At 67.0% G+C, this 20,062-nt stretch carries 20 protein-coding genes and 1 tRNA gene; 9 read left to right on the top strand and 12 right to left on the bottom strand.

What is annotated here, in order from left to right:
- The first annotated feature begins 88 nt into the window (after positions 1-88).
- The 4 genes from rsmI to ACU0DV_RS12295 all read left to right on the top strand — a co-directional run bounded on the left by rsmI (position 89) and on the right by ACU0DV_RS12295 (position 3,362).
- On the top strand, positions 89-943 hold the full coding sequence (rsmI, locus tag ACU0DV_RS12310) for a 16S rRNA (cytidine(1402)-2'-O)-methyltransferase (protein WP_446273548.1): 855 nt from the start codon (positions 89-91) through the stop codon (positions 941-943).
- A 121-nt stretch (positions 944-1,064) separates the two neighbouring features.
- On the top strand, positions 1,065-1,457 hold the full coding sequence (locus tag ACU0DV_RS12305; RefSeq protein ID WP_446273547.1) for a YraN family protein: 393 nt from the start codon (positions 1,065-1,067) through the stop codon (positions 1,455-1,457).
- A 76-nt stretch (positions 1,458-1,533) separates the two neighbouring features.
- Positions 1,534-2,469, top strand: a complete 936-nt coding sequence (gshB, locus tag ACU0DV_RS12300) for a glutathione synthase (protein WP_100928373.1) — start codon at positions 1,534-1,536, stop codon at positions 2,467-2,469.
- The gene (locus tag ACU0DV_RS12295; protein ID WP_446242578.1) at positions 2,466-3,362 is read left to right on the top strand and encodes an alpha/beta hydrolase fold domain-containing protein; all 897 of its coding nucleotides are present in this window, start codon (positions 2,466-2,468) and stop codon (positions 3,360-3,362) included. Before gshB ends, ACU0DV_RS12295 begins: the two co-directional genes overlap by 4 nt.
- On the opposite strand, the gene ACU0DV_RS12290 is transcribed toward ACU0DV_RS12295, so the two are convergent.
- The 8 genes from ACU0DV_RS12290 to ACU0DV_RS12255 form a co-directional block, all read right to left on the bottom strand.
- On the bottom strand, positions 3,332-4,846 hold the full coding sequence (locus ACU0DV_RS12290) for a YifB family Mg chelatase-like AAA ATPase (protein ID WP_446242579.1): 1,515 nt from the start codon (positions 4,844-4,846) through the stop codon (positions 3,332-3,334). The genes ACU0DV_RS12295 and ACU0DV_RS12290 overlap by 31 nt on opposite strands.
- A gap of 122 nt (positions 4,847-4,968) precedes the next feature.
- Positions 4,969-5,045 (bottom strand) — tRNA-Arg (locus ACU0DV_RS12285).
- 89 nt (positions 5,046-5,134) lie between these two features.
- Entirely contained in the window at positions 5,135-6,367 is a 1,233-nt protein-coding gene (locus ACU0DV_RS12280; protein ID WP_446242580.1) for a cytosine deaminase, read from the bottom strand.
- A gap of 10 nt (positions 6,368-6,377) precedes the next feature.
- The gene (locus ACU0DV_RS12275; RefSeq protein ID WP_446242581.1) at positions 6,378-7,373 is read right to left on the bottom strand and encodes an ABC transporter ATP-binding protein; all 996 of its coding nucleotides are present in this window, start codon (positions 7,371-7,373) and stop codon (positions 6,378-6,380) included.
- Entirely contained in the window at positions 7,370-8,149 is a 780-nt protein-coding gene (locus tag ACU0DV_RS12270; RefSeq protein ID WP_446242582.1) for an ABC transporter permease, read from the bottom strand. Before ACU0DV_RS12270 ends, ACU0DV_RS12275 begins: the two co-directional genes overlap by 4 nt.
- A complete protein-coding gene (locus ACU0DV_RS12265; protein ID WP_100928931.1) occupies positions 8,146-8,985 on the bottom strand; it encodes an ABC transporter permease in 840 nt (279 codons plus the stop codon). The genes ACU0DV_RS12270 and ACU0DV_RS12265 overlap by 4 nt, the downstream gene beginning before the upstream one ends.
- 172 nt (positions 8,986-9,157) lie before the next feature.
- On the bottom strand, positions 9,158-10,282 hold the full coding sequence (locus ACU0DV_RS12260) for an ABC transporter substrate-binding protein (RefSeq protein ID WP_446242583.1): 1,125 nt from the start codon (positions 10,280-10,282) through the stop codon (positions 9,158-9,160).
- Between the two features lie 109 nt (positions 10,283-10,391).
- Positions 10,392-11,270 carry a LysR family transcriptional regulator gene (locus ACU0DV_RS12255; protein ID WP_446242584.1) on the bottom strand — a complete coding sequence of 293 codons (879 nt, stop codon included), beginning with the start codon at positions 11,268-11,270 and terminating at the stop codon, positions 10,392-10,394.
- A gap of 96 nt (positions 11,271-11,366) precedes the next feature.
- Here ACU0DV_RS12255 and ACU0DV_RS12250 point away from each other — a divergent pair, with 96 nt between their 5' ends.
- From ACU0DV_RS12250 to ACU0DV_RS12240, 3 genes are read left to right on the top strand one after another with little or no spacing between them, the layout of a single operon-like run.
- Complete coding sequence (locus ACU0DV_RS12250; protein ID WP_446242585.1) at positions 11,367-12,119, top strand: BtpA/SgcQ family protein; 753 nt, start codon at positions 11,367-11,369, stop codon at positions 12,117-12,119.
- Positions 12,116-12,757, top strand: coding sequence for a phosphoribosyltransferase family protein (locus ACU0DV_RS12245; RefSeq protein ID WP_446242586.1), 642 nt, complete (start codon positions 12,116-12,118; stop codon positions 12,755-12,757). The genes ACU0DV_RS12250 and ACU0DV_RS12245 overlap by 4 nt, the downstream gene beginning before the upstream one ends.
- Positions 12,758-12,773: 16 nt before the next feature.
- Positions 12,774-13,622, top strand: coding sequence for a polysaccharide deacetylase family protein (locus tag ACU0DV_RS12240; RefSeq protein ID WP_446242587.1), 849 nt, complete (start codon positions 12,774-12,776; stop codon positions 13,620-13,622).
- Here the strand turns inward: ACU0DV_RS12240 and ACU0DV_RS12235 are convergent.
- The 4 genes from ACU0DV_RS12235 to iolG are packed head-to-tail and all read right to left on the bottom strand — an operon-like array spanning position 13,619 to position 17,250.
- Complete coding sequence (locus ACU0DV_RS12235) at positions 13,619-14,488, bottom strand: MurR/RpiR family transcriptional regulator (protein ID WP_446242588.1); 870 nt, start codon at positions 14,486-14,488, stop codon at positions 13,619-13,621. The two genes, ACU0DV_RS12240 and ACU0DV_RS12235, sit on opposite strands and share 4 nt — an antisense overlap.
- Positions 14,485-15,447, bottom strand: coding sequence for a hydroxyacid dehydrogenase (locus ACU0DV_RS12230; protein WP_370312968.1), 963 nt, complete (start codon positions 15,445-15,447; stop codon positions 14,485-14,487). Before ACU0DV_RS12230 ends, ACU0DV_RS12235 begins: the two co-directional genes overlap by 4 nt.
- Positions 15,447-16,247 carry an HpcH/HpaI aldolase family protein gene (locus tag ACU0DV_RS12225; RefSeq protein WP_446242589.1) on the bottom strand — a complete coding sequence of 267 codons (801 nt, stop codon included), beginning with the start codon at positions 16,245-16,247 and terminating at the stop codon, positions 15,447-15,449. Before ACU0DV_RS12225 ends, ACU0DV_RS12230 begins: the two co-directional genes overlap by 1 nt.
- Position 16,248: 1 nt before the next feature.
- Positions 16,249-17,250, bottom strand: a complete 1,002-nt coding sequence (gene iolG / locus ACU0DV_RS12220) for an inositol 2-dehydrogenase (protein WP_283981419.1) — start codon at positions 17,248-17,250, stop codon at positions 16,249-16,251.
- A 97-nt stretch (positions 17,251-17,347) separates the two neighbouring features.
- On the opposite strand from iolG, the gene iolD reads away from it, so the two are divergent.
- The gene (gene iolD, locus ACU0DV_RS12215) at positions 17,348-19,204 is read left to right on the top strand and encodes a 3D-(3,5/4)-trihydroxycyclohexane-1,2-dione acylhydrolase (decyclizing) (RefSeq protein ID WP_446242590.1); all 1,857 of its coding nucleotides are present in this window, start codon (positions 17,348-17,350) and stop codon (positions 19,202-19,204) included.
- Positions 19,205-19,206: 2 nt separating this feature from the next.
- A complete protein-coding gene (locus tag ACU0DV_RS12210) occupies positions 19,207-20,022 on the top strand; it encodes an SDR family oxidoreductase (RefSeq protein ID WP_446242591.1) in 816 nt (271 codons plus the stop codon).
- Positions 20,023-20,062: the final 40 nt, after the last annotated feature.

Genomic DNA, 20,062 nt, shown 5'->3' with positions numbered 1-20,062 from the left:
GTGACCCGCACGGGTTTGACACGATCATAGGCGAGCACGAAAGGCGGGGCCAGTGACTTATCCGGATAAGACCGGGATCGGCGGCAAATTGGCCGCGGGCCTGTACCTCGTGGCCGTGCCCATCGGGAACGCGCGCGACATTACCCTTAGGGCACTTGATGTCCTGCGCGATGCGGACGTGCTCGTGGCGGAGGACACGCGCTCGCTTCGGCACCTGATGGACCTGCACGGCATCCCGCTGCGAGAACGGCAGCTTCTTGCCTATCACGATCACAGTGGCGACAGGACCCGTCATCGGGTGCTGGACGAGATCGTGGCGGGCAGGGCCGTTGCTTATGCATCCGAGGCCGGGACGCCGATGGTTTCTGACCCGGGATTCGACCTCGCGCGGGAGGCGACGGAGGCGGGTCTGGCGGTCACGACCGCGCCTGGGGTTTCTGCTGCCATCTCTGCGCTGACGCTGGCTGGCCTGCCGACCGACCGGTTCATGTTCCTCGGCTTCCTGCCGAACGCGGGTGCGGCGCGCCGCAAGGCGCTGGACGAGCTGACGGGCATCGCGGCAACACTGGTGTTCTACGAATCGCCAAAGCGGGTGGCCGCGATGCTGGCTGACGCCGCCGACCGGCTCGGAGACCGTCCGGCGGCCGTCTGCCGGGAATTGACGAAAAAGTTCGAGGAAATCCGCCGGGGACCCCTGTCAGAACTGGCAACCCACTACGCCCAATCCGCTGCACGCGGCGAAATCGTGGTGGTGATCGGCAAAGGGGATTCAGGAAACATTAGGGAAATCGACATAGAACAGGAAGTGAACGCGGCGCTTGAGACGATGACCGTGCGGGACGCAGCCGATTATGTCTCTACCCGGTTCGGCGTGAAGCGGCGGCCGGTTTATCAGATGGCGATGCGGTTGGCGAAGGAACACACAGACGTGGATGGCGGCTGACGCTGCGGTTCCTGCGTGTTGGCGAAGGAAGAACACGATGGTTCATCGGTCGGGGACTGTGGATACGAGGCAGATGTCGCTCTGGGACTGGTCCGCCCCTGCGCCTGACCGGGCGGTTCAGGTGCCAAAACAGGATACGGTGCGACGCGCCAAGCGGGACGCAGGGCGCACCGGGTACGAGGCGGGTGCATCCGCGGAACTGCGCGTTGCCCAGGATTACGAGCGGCGCGGATTTCCTCTGGCCCGTCGGCGGTGGCGCGGACAGGGCGGCGAAATCGACCTCATCGTGCGGGACGGCGACGGCCTGATCTTCGTGGAGGTCAAGAAGAGCCGGTCCTTCCAGCGCGCCGCCGAACGGCTCTCGCGCCAGCAGATGAACCGGATCATCAGCGCGGCGGAAGAATTTCTTGGAACGCAGCCGCGCGGGTCGCTGACCGATGTGCGTTTCGACCTCGCGATGGTCGACGGGTACGGGCAAATCCGGGTGATCGAGAACGCAATCGGCCACTGCTAGCCCTGCGCACATCGTCGGTGCATTGCCTCTGGCGGGTCCATGGGTCATCTATGGGGCGAACTGCCAGGGTATAGCCATGAAAATCGCCTTCCAGATGGACCCGATCCTCGGGGTGAACATCAACGCCGACAGTACATTCCGCATCGCCGAGGAAGCTCAGGCGCGCGGACACGAGCTGTTCTATTACGGGCCGGATCAACTGGCCTTCGACGAGGGCCGGATCACCGCGACCGGCCACTGGATGACGGTCCAGCGTGTCGAGGGCACGCCCGCCATCCTCGGTGAACGGGTGACCGTCGATCTGGCGGACATGGACGTGGTCTGGCTGCGTCAGGATCCGCCGTTCGACATGCACTACATCACCACCACCCACCTGCTGGACTGGCTGAAGGGTGACACGCTTGTCGTCAATGATCCCTTCTGGGTGCGCAACTTCCCCGAGAAGCTGCTGGTGCTGAAGTTCCGCGACCTGACGCCGCCGACCATGATCGCCCGCGACCTGCTGGCGATCAGACGCTTCCGCGCCAAGCACGGCGACATCATCCTCAAGCCGCTCTACGGCAACGGCGGCGCGGGCGTGTTCCGCCTGACGGCCGACGACCGCAACCTCAGCTCGCTGCACGAACTGTTCACCGGCTTCTCGCGCGAGCCGCTGATCGTGCAGAAATACCTGCCGGCGGTGACGAAGGGCGACAAGCGGGTCATCCTCGTCGACGGCGAGCCGGTCGGTGCGATCAACCGTGTCCCTGCAGAGGGCGAAGTGCGGTCCAACATGCACGTCGGCGGGCGTCCTGAGAAGGTCGAGCTGACCGACCGTGACCGCGAGATCTGCGCGGCCATCGGACCGACGCTGCGGGAAAACGGCCAGATCTTCGTGGGCATCGACGTGATCGGCGACTGGCTGACCGAGATCAACGTGACCTCGCCCACCGGCATCCAGGAGCTTGAGCGCTTCGACGGCATCAACGTGGCGGAGCGGATCTGGCAGGCGATCGAGGCCCGCATCTCATGAGCTGGCAGCTGCGGCTGCTGAACGCGCAGTTGCGGCTGTTGGTCAAACCCCGGATCGGGCGCACGCGCGCGCCGGAAGATGCGGCGCGCAGCGTGGATCGCGGCGCGCGCTTTGCCGTCCATCCGCCGTTCCTGCGGTTCCAGGAACGTCCCGGCGGCCTGTTCTGGATATCCTGCAGCAAATGTGCGCCGCGCCGGGTCATCCTCTACTTCCACGGTGGCGGCTACGTGTCTGGCAGCCCGCATACCCACCGTGCGATGCTGGGCGTCCTGTCCGGCATGGCGGGGGTGGAGGTCGCGGCAGCGAAGTATCCGCTGCTGCAGGAGGAACCTTTCCCCGCGCCCTTCGACGCGGCACTGGCCGCCTGGGACCGTCTGATGGCGCTGGGGTACCGTCCGGGCGATGTCGTGCTGGGGGGCGACTCGGCGGGGGGCGGAATTGCGCTGGCCCTCTTGTCGGCCCTCTGCCTGCGGCGGGAGGCTCCGGCGGGCGCCGTGGTCTTTTCCCCGTGGGTGGACCTTGCCATGACCGGGGCGTCTCTCCGCTCGAATGCCGTGCGCGATCCGTTGTTGCCGGCCGACAGGGTTGCCGAACTGACCGGCATGTTCCTTGCCGGGGCCGATCCGCGCGACCCGAGGGCTTCGCCGCTCTACGCGGAATTCCCGGACTGCCCGCCCGTGATGCTCACGTCTTCCCGCACCGAAATCCTGTTCAGCGAGATCGGCGAGATGGCGAAACGGCTGGAGGAAGGCGGCGCCGAGGTCTCGCATGAGATACACCCCACCGCCCCCCATGCATGGCCGCTGTTCCAGGGCTGGATCCCCGAAGCGCGGGACACGTTGGCCCGCGCGGCGCGCTTCGTTCAGGCGTCGTTCGACGATGGCATCCGGTAGCTGAGCGCTTCTGCCACGTGGGGGCGCAGTACGTCCGCCGCGCCGTCCAGATCGGCGATGGTACGCGCGACGCGCAGGACCCTGTGGTAGCCGCGCGCGGACAGGCCGAAGCGGTCGGCGGCGCGTGTCATCAGTTCCCGGCTGTCGGTGTCGAGCGTCGCGATCCCCTCCAGCAGGTTGCCTTCTGCGTCGGCGTTGGTGCGCAGCTCGGGATAGGCCGCGAAGCGCGTCTCCTGCACCGCGCGGGCCTGCGCCACTCGGGCCGCCACCTCGGCGGAGGTGTCGCCGGAGGGCGGGAGGTCGAGGTCGGAATAGGCGACGGCAGGCACGTCGATGCGCAGGTCGAAGCGGTCCATCATCGGGCCGGAGATCCGCCCGAGATAGTCCTCGCCGCAGTTCGGCGCCTTGGAACAGGCGCGGCCCGCGTCTGCCAAGTGGCCGCAGCGGCAGGGGTTGGCCGCCGCCACCAGCAGGAACCGGCAGGGATAGCGGATGTGGGCATTGGCCCGCGCGACCATGACCTCTCCGGTCTCGACCGGTTGGCGCAGGGTTTCCAGCACCGCGCGCGGGAATTCCGGAAACTCGTCCATGAACAGCACGCCGTTGTGGGCGAGACTGATTTCGCCCGGTTTCGCCCCGCGCCCGCCGCCGATCAGCGCCGCCATGGAAGCGGTGTGATGCGGTTCGCGAAAGGGGCGGGTGCGGTAGATGCCGCCATCGGTCAGGAGCCCGGCGATGGAGTGGATCATCGACGTTTCCAGCGCCTCAACCGCGGTCAGCGGCGGCAGGAGAGAGGGCAGGCGGGCGGCCAGCATCGACTTGCCGGACCCCGGCGGCCCGATCATCATCAGGTGGTGGCGCCCGGCGGCGGCGATTTCCAGCGCGCGCTTTGCCCGTTCCTGCCCCTTCACGTCGCGCAGGTCGCGCGCGGACGGGTCGGTGCGGACCTCGCCGGGTTTGGCCGGTTCGAGGATCTCCTGCCCGGAGAAGTGCCGGATGATCTCGAGGAGGTTGGAGGCGCCGAGGACATTGCAGGCCTCCACCCAGGCGGCCTCCGCACCGGAGGCGCGGGGACACAGCAGAATGCGGTCCTCCTCGGCGGCGGCCATGGCGGCGGGCAGGGCGCCAAGAACGGGGACCAGACCGCCGTCCAGCGACAGCTCGCCAAGGGCGACGGTCTGCGCCACGGCGTCCTTCGGCACGATGTCCAGCGCGGCCAGCAGCCCCAGCGCGATGGGCAGGTCGAAGTGCGACCCCTCCTTCGGCATGTCGGCGGGCGACAGGTTGATGGTGATCCGTTTCGAAGGGAGCGCGATGGAAAGCGACGTCAGCGCGGTGCGCACGCGGTCCCGCGCTTCGGAGACCGCCTTGTCGGGCAGGCCGACTATGGAGAAGGCGGGCACGCCCGGGGTGACGGCGCACTGAACCTGGACGGGCCGCGCCTCGACGCCTTCGAAGGCGACCGTGTATGCAACGGCAACCATGACTCCCTCGCACTGTGCCCGACACGCAGATTGCCGCAAGATCGGTTAGCGCCGGGTTAACGGCGTCGTTGTTCCTGTGTCGGGCGGGAATGTGAGGGGGCTTTGCCGCGAAGACAGAAAAGTGGCGATCCCTGAAGGACTCGAACCCTCAACCTGCTGATTAGAAGTCAGCTGCTCTATCCAGTTGAGCTAAGGGACCGCTGCGACGTCTTTAATCCGATTGCGCAGGCAAACTCAAAGCGAAATCGATAGGGAGATGGACGATATGTCGTTCCGCGCCGGGCGCCGTCAGAAGGCGTGAAGCGTGGTGCGGGCGGGCTCCGTCCGGGCGACGACCTTGCCGTTCGAGATGACGGCCAGCCGGGCGGGGCGCAGGCGCAGCGCCTCGACCGGGTCGGGCGCGTCGAGCACGACAAGCGAGGCGCGTTTGCCCGTCTCAAGGCCGAAGTCGAGGCCCATGATCTCTGCCGGCGTGTCGGTGACCATGGTGAAGGCCGCGCGCATCTGGTCCGGCGCGGTCATCAGCGCGACGTGCAGGCCCATGTGCGCCACGTCGAGCATGTCGCCCGATCCCAGCGGATACCACGGGTCCTTCACGCAGTCCTGCCCGAAGGCGACAGTGACGCCGGCGGCGCGCAGCTCCGGCACGCGGGTCAGGCCGCGCCGCTTCGGATAGCTGTCCATGCGGCCCTGGAGGGTGATGTTGATCAGCGGGTTGGGGATCGCGGCGACCTGCGCCTCGGCGATCAGCGGCAGGAGCTTGGCGACGTAGTAATTGTCCATGGAGTGCATGGAGGTCAGGTGGCTGCCCGCGGTGCGGCCCTGCAGGCCGAAGCGGATGGTCTCTGCCGCCAGCGTCTCGATATGGCGGGAGAGGGGATCGTCGGATTCGTCGCAATGCAGATCCACACGCAGGCCCCGTTCGGCAGCGAGCGTGCAGGCGGCGGTGACGGAGGCCGCGCCATCGGCCATGGTGCGTTCGAAATGCGGTATGCCGCCCACCACGTCGACGCCCGCGTCCAGCGCGCGGACGACCTGATCCTCGGCACCGGGGGTGCGGTACCAGCCGTCCTGCGGGAAGGCGACCAGTTGCAGGTCGAGCACGTCCTTCACCGTCTCGCGGACCTCCAGCAGCGCCTCGACCGTGTTGAAGGTTTCGTCGGTGACATCGACGTGGGAGCGGATGGCGAGGACGCCCTTGCCCACCGCCTCGCGGCAATAGGTGAGGGCACGGGTGACGATGTCCTCCTTCGACTGGAGGCGCTTCAGCTCGCCCCAGAGACCGATGCCTTCCAGCAGCGTGCCGGAGGCGTTCACCCTTGGCCGCCCGTAGGACAGCGTGGCGTCCATGTGGAAATGCACGTCGCAGAAGGGGGCGGAGACCAGCTTGCCGGTGGCGTCGATGACGTCGCCCGCCTCGGCGGTGATGCCGGGTTCGATGGCGGTGATGCGGTCGCCGGTGATTGCGATGTCCGCCTGCGTGCCGTCCGGAAGGGTGCCGCCCCTGACGAGAATGTCCATCGCCGTCTCCTTATGCCGTGATCGTGTGGGCCGCGTCCGACGGCCAGCTCAGCCAGAAGCGCTGGCCGGGTTCGGGGGAGAGCCGTTCCAGCGCCTCCTCCGTGACCTGCGCTTTCAGCTCCTGACCTTCCGCCCCTTCGAAATAGCAGATGATGCCGGTGCCCGCGAACTCCTCCGACAGGAATTCGGCAGGGATGGCAGGCGCGTCCGGTTGTGTCGCGCTGACCTGCATCCGGTCGGCGGCGACGACGATCTCCTGTCCCGGGGCGTCGCCCGGCAGGATGTTGTTGCGGCCCACGAACTCTGCCACGAAGCGGGATTTCGGCGCGCGGTAGACCTCTTTCGGCTGGCCGATCTGGGCGATCTCGCCGTGGCCCATGATGACCACGCGGTCGGCCATGGCGAAGGCTTCGGACTGCGAGTGGGTCACGTAGACGAAGGTGATGCCGAGCTCGCGCTGCAGCCGGGTCAGCACGCCCTGCATCCGGATCACGAGGTGCGCGTCGAGCGCCGAGAGAGGTTCGTCCAGGAGCAGGATCTTCGGTTCGGTCACGAGGCTCCGGGCAAGGGCGACGCGCTGGCGCTGGCCCCCGGACAGTTCGTCGATGCGGCGCTTCTCGAACCCTTTCAGGCCCATGCGGTCGAGCCAGAGCATCGCGCGCCCGTGCCGGTCCTGCGCGGTGACGCCGCGCATCTTCAGCCCGAACTCGACATTCTCCTTCACGTTCAGGAAGGGAAACAGCGCCAGCGACTGCCAGACCATCGGCGTGTCGCGCTCGTGCACGGCCACGTTGTTCATCACCTGCCCGTCTATGGTGATCGTGCCCTCGGTCGGGGTCTCCAGCCCGGCGAGCATCCTGAGCGTCGTGGTCTTGCCACAGCCCGACGGACCCATGATGGCGACGAACTCTCCGCGGCCGATGTCGAGTTCGATGCCTTTCACCGCCTCGAAGCCCTTGTAGGATTTGCGGACGCCGGAGAAGCGGACAAGCGGATCGGTGGTCATGAGCGGCTTTTCTTCAGGATCAGGAGCTGGGCGGCGATCACCAGCGTCATGGAGGTCAGGAAGACCACCGTGCCGATGGCGTTGATCTGCGGATCGACGTTGCCCTGCAGGATTTCGAGGATCATGACCGGGACGGTCTTGTTCAGGCCCGAGACGAACCACGACACGACGAATTCGTCGAAGGACACGGCGGCGGTCAGGCAGAAGGCGGAGATGAGTGCGGGCAGGCAGAATGGCACGACCACGGTCTGCATGGCGCGCCACGGCGAGGCGCCGAGGTTCCACGCGGCGGCTTCGAGCGCCGGGTCCATTTGTTGCAGGCGCATCCGGCAGATCGCCATGGCAAAGGGCGCGCCCATCACGGTGTGGGCGATGACGATTCCGGGAAGTGTGCCCGACAGTCCAATCCGCCCGAGCCACGCCAGCATCGCCAGCCCCATGATGACGAGCGGAATGGTCGGCGGCAGCAGGGCGAGGGCGAGATAGGCGGGTTTCCAGCGGAAGTTGTAGCGGAAATCGGTGTAGGCAGTGGCGAAGCCGAGGATTGTGGATAACGCCGCGGCGGACAGCGCCACGATCAGCGAGTTGCGGAAGGCCGTCCAGACCTCGGGCCGCGAAAACGCGGTCTCGTACCAGTGGGTCGTGAAGTGGCCCAGCGGCACGGTCGGGAAGCGGTCCGAGTTGAAGGAGAAGATCATCGAGGTGACGATCGGTGCGAAGACGAAGGCGAAGAGCGCCGCGAGGTAGAGGCGGGAAAGGATGTCGCCGGGCTTCATTTGCGCCTCCCGTAGGCGGCGCCGACCGCGGCGAAGGCGACAGTGAACAGCGTGACGATCATCATGATCGCAACGACGGCGGCGCGGGGCCACTGCTGGCCGGACTTTGTCGTGTCGATGATGAGGATCGACAGCGTGGGCGGCTTCGATCCGCCGAGGTAGAACGGGCTGACGAAATCGCCGAATGACAGGATGAAGGCGAACACCGCGCCGACGATCAGGCCGACCTTCGCCGCAGGGAGGATCACCTGCGTCAGTGTCGCGCGTGGTGAAGCGCCGAGGTTGCGGGCGGCTTCGATCAGGTTGCGGTCGATGGCGGCGAGCGAGAAGGTCTGCAGGATCACGACCAGCGGCAGGACGAGCGTGAGGTATCCCACCATCGCGCCGAAGCCGGAGTTGAGCATGGTGAAGGGGCCAAGGCCAAGCCCGCCGATGATGGCATTGAGCGGCCCGCTTTCCGCAAGCAGCACCTGCCAGGCGTAGACCCGCACGAGGTAGGAGGTGAAGAACGGCACGATCAGGAAGAAGACCGCCCAGCGGCGCGTCGTCTCCGAAACGCGGAAGGCCAGCGCGAAGGCCGCGGGGAAGGCGATCAGCGTGGAGAGGACCGCGGCGAGCGTCGCCCTCCAGAGCGTGACCCAATAGGCGTTCCAGAAGTAGTCGCGGCCCAGCATCCGGTCCCAGTTGTCGAAGACGAAGGCCGGCTCCATCCGGTAGTTGCGGACCAGCCAGAACGACATGGCGACCATCAGGACCAGCGGGCCGAGGAAGAACAGTCCCTGCCAGATCAGCAGCGGCAGGCGCCAGACGTAGGGATAGACTGCGGGTTTGGACATGGGGATCAGGGGCCGGTTCCTGTGGCGGGCCGCGGAGGGGGCGCTGCCCCCGCCCTTCGGGCCCCCCGAGGTATTTCGGCCAAGATGAAGGCCGGGACGTGTGCGACGGTCGGGTGCGCGCGCCGGGAAGGAGAGACCGGCGCGCGCACGCGGCCCTGCGGCCGCGTGGTGGTCAGGCGGTCTTGTATTCCGACCAGAAGTCGTTCCAGTCCTCGAGACTTTGCTGGCGCGGGATGTCGCGGAAGAACAGGCGGCCTTCCTCGAGCAGCCGGATCGGCGACTGGTCGGAGCCCTCGATCAGGCCGGAGCGCTCGGCCTCGGCCATGTTGGCCTCCTGGATGGCGGTCCAGCCGGATTTCGTCGGCGAGAGGCCGGGGTAGGCGGCCATCTGGATCGACTTCACCTGGCCCTCGGGCGAGAGCATGTACTGGATGAACTTGTTGATGATGTCGTGCTTCGTCGTGCCCTTGCCGATGGAATAGCTTTCGGTCCACTGGATGCCGCCCTCTTCGGGGATGACGGAGGCCACGGGGGCGCCGTCCTTTTCCAGCACGCCGGTGATCCAGTCGCCGATGCCGCACATGGCCAGCATCTCGCCGTTCTTCAGGGCAGCGAAGGTACCGCCGTAGTCGAAGTAGCCGCCGACCTGCGGTTTCAGGGAAAGGGTCTTTTCCTGCACCGCTTCCCAGGCCGTCTCGTCGATGTCGTAGGGCGAGGGGGCGCGGTTGCCGTTCAGCAGCGAGATCTGGCCGAGGCTGGGCAGGTGCCAGTCGAAGTGGCCGACCTTGCCGGTGACCTTGGGGTTCCAGAAGGCATTGTAGGACATCGCCTCTTCGCGGGTCAGCGCCTCGGTGTTGTAGGAGACGCCGAGCAGGCCGTAGCGCACCATCACCGACCAGAGCGTGTCGTCCGTCCAGTGGCCGGGGAATTTCTGGTAGGCGGGCCAGAAGTCGTCGAAGGGATAGAGCGAGGGGTCCATCTCCTCGATGTAGCCGGCGGCGTTGAGCTGCTGAACGAACTCGGCGTCGGAAAGGATCAGGTCGTAGGTCCCCGGGGGCGACTGGGAGATCAGGGCCAGCATGTTGTCGCCGCCCGCGTAGTACTTCGGCACGAACTTGACGTTGTTGGCGGCCTCGAACTCGGCCACGATGTCGGGCTCGGCGTGGCCATACCATGCGAGCATGTTGATCGTCGTCGGTTCCTGCGCCCACGCGCGGTTCAGCATCGGCGCGGTCAGGGCAGCCCCGGCGGCGGTGCGCAGCAGGCTCCGGCGCGTCAGGGTGAGTGGTTTGGACATGTGTGACCCCCTTGTCGACAGGCCTTTGCGGCCGTTCTGGTGGGGAAAGCATAGGGCCGCCATTTTCGGCTTGGGAAATTTCCAGTTGGTATGGCTGCATTTGCCCGGCTTATGGAAAGCCGTTCTGACCCGATTTCCGGATATGCTCCATGAGGTGTTGTGCCAGCCCGTGCCCGGCCTTGCTGAGGGCGGCGTGTTTGTAGAACAGCCCGATGCGGAGGGGGGCGAGCGGCGGAAAACCTTCGTCCTCGCGTGCGACGCGCATGCCGGGCAGGAGCGTGGCGGGGGTCAGGGCGGTGGCGCCCAGGCCTGCACGTACGGCGGTCTGCAGCCCTGATACGTCACGTGATACCAATGCGGTGCGCCAGCCTCGACCCGAGACCCGGAGGGCATTACGCATCCGCGCGGCGTATTCGCAGGGATCGGGGTGGCGGACGATGGGCAGGGGCGCCTTGCGGTCGGTCTGGAAGGTGTCGCGGACCACCCAGAACGGTGTCACGGCGGTGCTTTCCACCAGGTAAGGCACGTCGCCGTCAGGCACGATGGCGGTGCAGATGTCGAGGCGGTCGGCGGCCAGTGCCTCCCGCAAGTCCTTGGACAGAAGGCTTTCCAGCTCGATCCGCACGTCCGGGTGGCGGGCGGCGAAGTCGGCAATCGCGTCCAGCAGGAAGGTGTGGGAGAAGTCCGTCGGAACGCCGACTCGGATCCAGCCGCTGAGGGCCGCTTCGGCGAAATGCGCGAGGATGTCGTCGTTGAGCCGGAGCATCTGCCGCGCGTAGGGGCCGAGCGCCACACCGTCGTCGGTCAGCGCGAACTGGCGGCCCGAGGTGCGGATCAGCTTGGTTTGCAGAAGATCCTCCAGCCGCCGGATCTGCAGCGAGATGGCGGGCTGGGTGCGTCCCAGTGCTTCGGCGGCGCGGGTGAACCCGCCGAGGTCGACCACGGTGACGAAGCTGCGCAGGAGGTCGGTGGGGATGTTGCGGGCCATGCCGACATTTTCATTCCTTATGCAGGCATTGCCAGAATGAATTTCCCCAATGCTCGGGCTGTGCCTATCCAAGCGTAAATAAATCGGAGGATCGGCATGGTTCGCCCAAATTTTGATCGACTGGTCAAGGACGGCCTCCCGGCGGTCACGCCGGTCATTCACGTTCTGGATGTGGGGCAGGCGCTCCGCAATCTCGATACGGTTGAGGGGGCCGGTTGCCCGGGGGCCTTCCTCATCAACCACGACTTCCCGATGGAGGACTTCCTGCCGGTCCTGCGGGAGGTGCGTGCCGCGCGACCGGATCTCTGGCTGGGGGTGAACTTCCTTGCCCAAACGGGCGGCGTGGGGTTTCCGGTGCTGGGGCAACTGGCGCAGGAAGGCTGCCGGATCGACGCCTATTGGGCCGACGACGCCCGCATCGACGAGCGTGAGGAGGCGCAGGCGGAGGCGGAGCAGATCGCCCGAATCCGCGCGCAGAGCGGTTGGGGTGGCCTCTACCTCGGCGGTGTCGCCTTCAAGAAGCAGCGTCCCGTGAACCCCGAGGATCATGCCGAGGCGGCCCGCAAGGCGCTGCTCTACATGGACGTGGTCTGCACGTCGGGCATCGCCACGGGGCAGGAGGCCGACCTCACCAAGATAGACACCTTCCGCGCGGCCCTGGGGGATGCGCCGCTGGCGCTGGCCTCAGGGATCACGCCGGAGAACGCGCATCTTTATGCGCCGCTGGTGGACATCTTCCTCGTCGCGACGGGGATCAACTTTGACGGCGATTTCCACAACATCGACCCCGCGCGGCTGAACGCCCTGCTGGAGGTCACGCGCAATGCCCGGAAAGGAGCGCACCCATGACCGATCTGAAAGGCCCCCGTGACGACCGCTGGTACCTCTCGCTTATGTCGCCCAACACCAAGGGGCCGAAGTTCGCATGGCTCGACCCGACCTCGATCTACATCAACGCGGCGGCCTTCGGCGATCTCCTGGACGATCTCTGCGCAGAGATCGACGCCGATGACGTGGACGTTGTCGCGGGGCTGGATGCCATGGGCTTTGTCCTCGGTGCGGCGCTGGCGGCCCGGCTGGGGCGGGGCTTCCTGCCGATCCGCAAGGCAAACAAGCTGTGCGTCGACACCGACAGCGTGAGTTACGGCAACTACTCAGGCCGGACACAGGACATGGAGATGCGGACGCCTGCCTTTGCGCCGGGAACGCGTGTCCTGCTGGCCGATCAATGGGTCGAGACCGGCGGCACGATGGACGGTGCCGTGCGACTGGTGGAGCGGCAGGGCGGCGAGGTCGCCGGGATGGTCGCTATCGCCATGGAGGAGAACGCGGCCACCCACGGCTACCGTTCTGCCTACAAGGTGGTCACTGCCGTGGTGCAGGGTTCGAAATGGCAGGCGGAATGCAATGCGCAGACGCTTTCCAGCTTCAAGACCTACCGCGCGGACCGTACCTTCCCGACGGCGGGCGTGACGGCGCCTGTCTGAACGGAAAGGCCCCACCATGTTGCTGAACCCCTTGCCCTGGCCGGACGGAAAACGTCTGGCCGCCGCGATCACTTTCGACGTGGACGCCGACAGCCTGATCCGCAATGCGCGGCCAGAGGACGGCCACCTGCGGCTCGCACCGGTCAGCATGGGGCGCTACGGGCCGACGGTGGCGGTGCCGCGTATCCTCGACACCTATCGGCGGTTCGGTCTGACCCAGACCTTCTTCATGCCTGCCTGGGTGATGGAGACCTACCCGGCCACGGTGGAGGCGATCCTGAAGGACGGGCACGAGATCGGTCATCATTCCTGGCGCCACGAGGACCCGATGGGGCATTCCGACGAGGTCGAGGCCGAGTTGTTCGGGCGTGCGATGGAGGTGCATGTCCGACTGACGGGGCAGAAGCCGCGCGGCTACCGCGCGCCGGTCTACAACGCCACGCCCGGGGTGATCGGGCGGCTGATCGACGAAGGGTTCCTGTACGACAGTTCGCTGATGGCGGACGAGATGCCGTACCTTCTGAAGGCCCGGAACGGCGACCTTCTGGAACTGCCGCCGCATTGGGGCAACGACGACTGGCCGCCCTTCGCGCATTTCGAGGAGATCGGCTACCTGATGCCGGTGCGCGCACCTTCGGACGGCATCCGCGGGTTCATCGAGGAATACGAGGCGGCGCATTCCGTCGGTGGGTTCTGGATGCCTGTGCTGCATCCCTTCCTCACCGGGCGGCTGGCCCGCTGGCAGGCGATGGAGCGCTGGCTGGAGGGGGTGCTGTCGTCGGGCGACGCGTGGTTCGCCCCGCTGGAGGAGATCGCCCGCCATGCCCTGACCCACAAGGACCGGCTTCGGGTCGACGAAATCTAGCGCGTCGTGACGGTCGGGATGCGCGGCGGCTCGACCCCCGGCTGGGACCGCGCAGCGACCGCGACCATCAATGCCTGCGCCAGGCACATCGGCGCCGCCAGAGAGCGGGAGAAGGTGTAGTCATGCTCCGGCACTGCGAACAGCAGTGTCGCGGGCTTGTTCAGCGGTGAAAGCGTGCTGTCGGAGATCGCGATCACCGGGGTGCCCTTCCGGGCGGTCTCTTCCACGACGTTGACCACCTCGTTGGCGTAGAAGCGGAAGGCCACGGCGATCAGAAGGTCGGACGCGGCCATGTTCCGGGCCATGTGCGTCGCCAGCCCGCCGGAGGCATCGAGCAACACGCAGGGTTTGCCCAGCATCGTCAGGATGTAGCGCAAAAGGACGACCACCGGCTCCGACCGCAACTGGCCGATCAGGTAGACGGTCTGGGCGTTGTCGATCATCTCGGCCGCGCGGGTCATGGCCTCCGGGTCGGTGCGGTCCAGCAGGTCCTGAAGGGAGGCGATGTCGCGCACCACGAGGTCCTGCAGCGCGTCGGGTGCGGTGCCGCCATGCTGGCGCAGGTCGCCTTCGAGCGCCCGCTTGCGCGCCTCGAACCCCGGGGCGGCGGTCGACAGGCGCCGCTGGAACAGCGCCTGCAGGTCCTTGAAACCGGAGTAACCGAGCGCCTGCGCGAACCGCACGAAGCTGGAGGCATGTATCCCGCACTGCGCCGCGCTGGCGTTGACCGACAGGACGGCGACCTCGTTTGGGTTCTGCGTGAGGTACTCCGCGATCTGCTGGTAGGTCTTGCTCATGCCGTCGAACCGGTCGTGGATCAGGCGGATGAGCTCCTCGTAGTCTGCCGGGGGCGCGGTTGCCGTCATCGTCCGATCTGCGCCCGGTTGACGATCAGCGCCGGGTCGAGCGTCCCGGCAAAGAAGTCGAGGACGTTCTGCGCCGACGAGACCGCCATGCGCTGCGCCGCGCCCTCGGTCACGCCCGCGATGTGGGGCGAGAGGATCACTTGGTCGAAGCCCTTCAGCGGGTGAATCGCCGGCAGCGGTTCCGCTTCGAACACGTCGAGCCCCGCGGCAGAGACCTTGCCCGATTTCAGATGCTTCGCCAGTTCCCGTTCGTCCACGATGCCGCCGCGGGCGGTGTTCACGATCACCACGCCGGGTTTCATCGCCTCGAACTCTGCCGCGCCGATCAGGGGCCGGTCGCCCTTGGGCGCGCTGACAGAGATCACGTCGGCCCAGCCCAGTGCCTCACCCAGGTCCTCGAACGCGGGAATGCCGCCGTCCGGCCAGCCGTGGCGGTGCAGGTAGGGGTCGTGGGCGCGGATGTTCATGCCGAAGCCCGACATCATCCGGGCGGTGTTCTGGCCGATCCGCCCGAAGCCGAGGATCAGCAGGTTGCGGCCGCGGATGTCCTGCGATTCGAGCTGGTTGCGCCAGCCCCATGGCCCGCGCCGCACCGCCACGTCGGCCCGCAGCGCGCGCTTGAAGGCGGCGAGGATCAGCATGCAGGCGTGTTCGGCGACGGAGGTGGAGTTCACGTCGCCGCAGACCGCCAAGGCGATACCCCGTTCGTTCAGGGCCGCGACATCGACGGCGTCGTAGCCGACCCCGTGCCGCGAGACGACCTTCAGCCGCTCTGCCCGGTCTATGGTCGGCGAGGTCAGCGCCTGCGTGCGGATCAGCAGCGCATCGGCCTTGGCGATGTGGGGCGTGTAGCTGTCTTCCGAGATGTCGTCGATGTAGGTGGCCGTGATGTCCGGGGCGGATTCGAGGATATCGCGCCCGAGCTGGTGCAGCTTTCCGGCGACAAGGACGTGGGGCATCAGTAGGCTCCTTCGTTGCCATCTGCGCCCGCGCCGGTCAGGTCGCGGAACCGTTTGACGGAGGCGCTGGCCGCCGCGGCCAGCAGCCGCGAGTCGCCGCCGACGGTGGTCAGGTCGTAGCCCCAGCCGACGGCCTGCGCCGCGTAATCCGGTGTCCCGCAATGCAGGCAGGCCTTGATGCCGTTGGCCTTGCAGACCTGCGCGATGCGCTTGATGAGGTCGATCATTTCCGGTTCCTGCCGGTCGAAGCCGGGGGGCAGCCGCCCGCCCTGCGTGCCGAGCGTGAGGTCCGCCGGTCCGACGTAGATCCCGTCGAGGCCGGGGGTGGAGGCAATGTCCTCGAGGTTGTCGACGCCGCCCTGCGTTTCGATCATCGCCAGCGCCAGCACCTCGTCGTTCATCTGCGGGCCGTAGCCGGGCATGGCGAAACCCGCCCGCGTCGGGCCGAAACTGCGCTGGCCGTGCGGCGGATAGCGCATGTAGGAAACGAAGCGCTCCGCCTCTGCGCGGGAGTTGATCATCGGGCAGACGATGCCCATCGCGCCGGCATCCAGCGCCTTCATGACCGCCGCCGGATCGAGCCACGGGACACGGGCCATCAGCGTCACGCCGCTGGCGCGCATGGACTGCAGCATCGCCTGCATGTCGGCGTAGCCGATCGCGCCGTGCTGCCAGTCGACAGTCACAGAGTCGTACCCCTGCGCGGCCATGATCTCGGCCGTGAAGGGATTGCCGATGGAGCACCAGCCGTTCAGCGCCGGTTTGCCTTCGGCCCAGAGGGCCTTGAGCTTGTTCTTCATGTCAGACGTCCTTTACCGCGATTGTCCGGGCTTCGGCGATGGAGCGAAAGCAGGCCTCGGCCAGCGCCAGCGCCTTCACCCCGTCGTCCAGCGACACCTCGGGCGCGGCGGTCCCGGCGCAGGCGTCGACGAAGTTGTCGATTTCAGCGATGAAGGCGGCCCGGTAACGCTCGATGAAGAAGTGCTGGAGCGGAGCGGCGTGGCGGGTGAAGCCCTTGCCCCAGACCTCTGCCGCGTTTTCCCGGTGGTTGTCGGACAGCGCCATGCCGCCCGATCCGAACAGTTCGACCCGCTGGTCGTAGCCGTAGACCGCCTCGCGCGAGTTGGTGATGATCGCCTGCTTGCCAGAGGCGGTGGTCAGGATGACCGTCACCGTGTCGTAGTCGCCGCAACGTTCCATCAGCTCGGGCGCCACCAGACGCGCGCCGGTGGCGGTGACGTGGGTCACCTCCTCGTCCAGCATGAAGCGGGCGAGGTCGAGGTCGTGGATCGTCATGTCGCGGAAGATGCCGCCGGAGGTCTCGATGTAGCCGTCTGGTGCCATGCCGGGATCGCGGGAGGTGATGACAACCTGATGCAGGTCGCCAAGCTGGCCGTTGCGGTGGGCGGCACGGGCGGCGCGGTGGCCGGGATCGAAGCGGCGGCAGAAGCCGATCATGATGGGGGCGCTGGCCCCCTTCACGTCCTCGGCGCATTGCCTTGCGCGGGCGAGGTCGAGGTCCACGGGCTTTTCGCAGAGCACGGCCTTGTTTGCGGCGACGGCGGCCTTGATGAAATCGACGTGGGTCGCGGTCGGCGTGGCGATCAGCACGGCATCGGCGTCGGAGGCAAAGGCGGCCTCGGGCGAGTCGTACTGCAGCACGCCCAGCCTGACGGCGACCTCCTCCGAGCTGGGCGAATGCGTGTCGAAAACCCCGGCAAGCGTGGCGCGCGGGTGGGCTGCGATGATCTCGGCGTGCATGCGTCCGATCCGGCCGCAGCCGAGCAATGCGATTCTGGTCATTGGGTCCTCCCGACGTTTCTGCAATGATCGTTGCAAGGGCGTTGCATTGTCAATAATCGTTCCGTAGGTTTTTCCCCAAAGAGGAGGAGGAATCGGTATGACGGCAACAGTCCGCCTGACCATGGCGCAGGCGCTGGTGCGCTGGCTTTGCGCCCAGCACACCGAGATCGACGGCGAGCGCGTTCCGCTGTTCGCGGGCGTCTTCGGGATCTTCGGCCACGGCAACGTGACCTGCTTGTCGGAGGCCCTCGAACAGGTGCAGGACCGGCTGCCAACATGGCGCGGCCAGAACGAGCAGTCCATGGCCCTTGCCGCGGTAGGCTTTGCCAAGGCGAAACGCCGCCGACAGATCATGGTGGCGACCTCTTCGGTCGGGCCGGGGGCGACCAACATGATCACCGCGGCAGGCGTGGCCCATGCCAACCGGCTGCCGGTCCTGCTGTTGTCCGGGGACACCTTCGTCAACCGGCTGCCCGACCCTGTGCTGCAGCAGGTGGAGCATTACGGCTGCCCCTCCACATCGGTGAACGACGGCTTCCGGGCGGTGTCGCGTTTCTGGGACCGGATCGTGCATCCGGCGCAGATCCTGTCGTCGCTGCCGCAGGCGGTCACGACGATGCTGGACCCTGCCGATTGCGGCCCGGCCTTCATTGGCCTGCCGCAGGACATCCAGGAAATCGCCTACGACTACCCCGAAGCCTTCTTTGCCGAGAAGGTCTGGACCATCCCGCGCCCCCGTCCCGCAAGGTCGGAGGTCGCAGCGGCGGTGGAGCTGCTGAAGGGGGCGAAGCGCCCGCTCATCATCTCGGGTGGTGGGGTGCGCTACTCCGGTGCGGGCGAGGCACTGGCCGACTTCGCCGTGCGGCGCGGCATCCCGATGACCGAGACCATCGCCGGCAAGGGTGCCGTCGTTCACGATCACCCGGCCTACACCGGCGCCATGGGGATCGAGGGGACGGATGCCTCGAAGGAGCTGGCAGAAACCGCGGACGTCGTGATCGCCGTCGGCACGCGCATGCAGGACTTCACCACCGGATCCTGGACGACCTTTGCGCCCGACGCGCGGTTCCTGAACATCAACGCGGCGCGGTTCGATGCGTCGAAACACTTTGCCTTGCCGGTGGTCGGCGACGCGCTGGAATGCATCGCCGAACTGGACGGGGCGCTGGGGGACTGGGCTTGCGATCCGGCGCAGATGGCCCGCGCGCAGGAGCTGTACGCCGACTGGAACCGCGCGCTGGACGAGGGGCAGAAGCCGACAAACGCGGCGGTGCCCTCCTATGCGCAGGTGATCGGCGTGGTGAACCGCAAGGCCTCGCCCGACGACACCATGGTGACCGCAGCGGGCGGACTGCCGGGCGAGACGGCTAAAAACTGGCGGGTAAAGGCGCCCCACACCTATGACCTCGAGTTCGGCTTTTCCTGCATGGGCTACGAGATCGCGGGCGGCTGGGGGCACGCCATGGCGAAGAACGGCAAGGGGGTGCCCATCGTGATGGTGGGCGACGGGTCCTACCTGATGATGAACTCCGACATCTATTCGACGGTGCTGACCGGCCACAAGATGATCGTGGTGGTCTGCGACAACGGCGGGTTCGGCGTGATCAACCGGCTTCAGACCGGCATGGGAGTGCCGGGCTTCAACAACCTGCTGAAGGATGCGCGGGTACAGAACCGGGATGCGCCCTTGCACGTCGACTTTGCCGCCCACGCGCGGGCGATGGGGGCAGAGGCGCGGTTCTGCGAAAGCCTCGCCGACCTCGAGACCGCGATGGACTGGGCGCAGACCACCGACCGCACCACGGTGCTGGTGATCGAGACGGACGCCCATGTCTGGACCGACGGCGGCGCCGATTGGTACGTGGGCGTGCCGGAAATCAACGAACGAGAAAGCGTCCGCAAGGCGCGCGACGGACAGGAAGCATTGCGCCGCAGGCAGCGGCAGGGGGTATGAAGATGAACCGCATAGATGGAAAGATCGCCGTCATCACCGGAGGTACGCAGGGTCTGGGCGCCGCCATCGCACGGCTGTTCGCCGAAGCGGGTGCGGCGGGCATCGCGATTGTCGGGCGCGGCGTGGACAAGGGCCGGAAGGTCGCCGCCGCGATCACCGAGGAGACCGGCGTCCCGGTGGAAATGATCGCCGCCGACCTTACCAATGTCGAGGACGTGCAGGCCATCATGCCCGCCGTGGACAAGGCGTTCGGCCGGGTCGACATCCTGGTGAATGCGGCCGGTCTGACCGACCGGGGCAACCTGCTGAACACCACGCCCGAGATGTTCGACCGCATGTTCGCGGTCAACACCCGCGCGCCGTTCTTCCTGATGCAGGACGCGGTCAAGCTGATGAGCCGGGAGGGTGTGAAGGGAACGATGGTCAACATCGGCTCCACCTCCGAACACGCGGGGCAGCCGTTCATCGCACCCTATTGCGCGTCGAAGGCGGCTCTGGCCACGTTGACGCGGAACTCCGGCTTTGCGCTGATGCGCAACGGCATACGGGTGAACCAGCTCGACATCGGCTGGATGAACTCCGACAACGAGCGCGCGCTGCAGGAGGCGGAGCAGGGCGATGCAGGCTTCATCGACCGCATGGCGGCGACGATGCCTTTCGGGCGGCTATTGGAACCGGCAGAGGTCGCCAAGGCGGTCTTGTGGATGGCGTCGGACGACAGCGGCATGATGACCGGCGCGGTGATCCACTTCGATCAGTCGGTCTGGGGCGGTTACGACGGGCAGGCGCCCGCACCGGCAGAACCGCTGACGGCGTGACCTTTGCCCGGGGCGGCGCTAGGCTGGCCCCGGACCCAAG

The organism is Sagittula sp., from assembly GCF_052825245.1.
The sequence above is the reverse complement of the archived record's forward strand: the minus strand, read 5'-3'. Positions and strand labels throughout refer to the sequence as shown.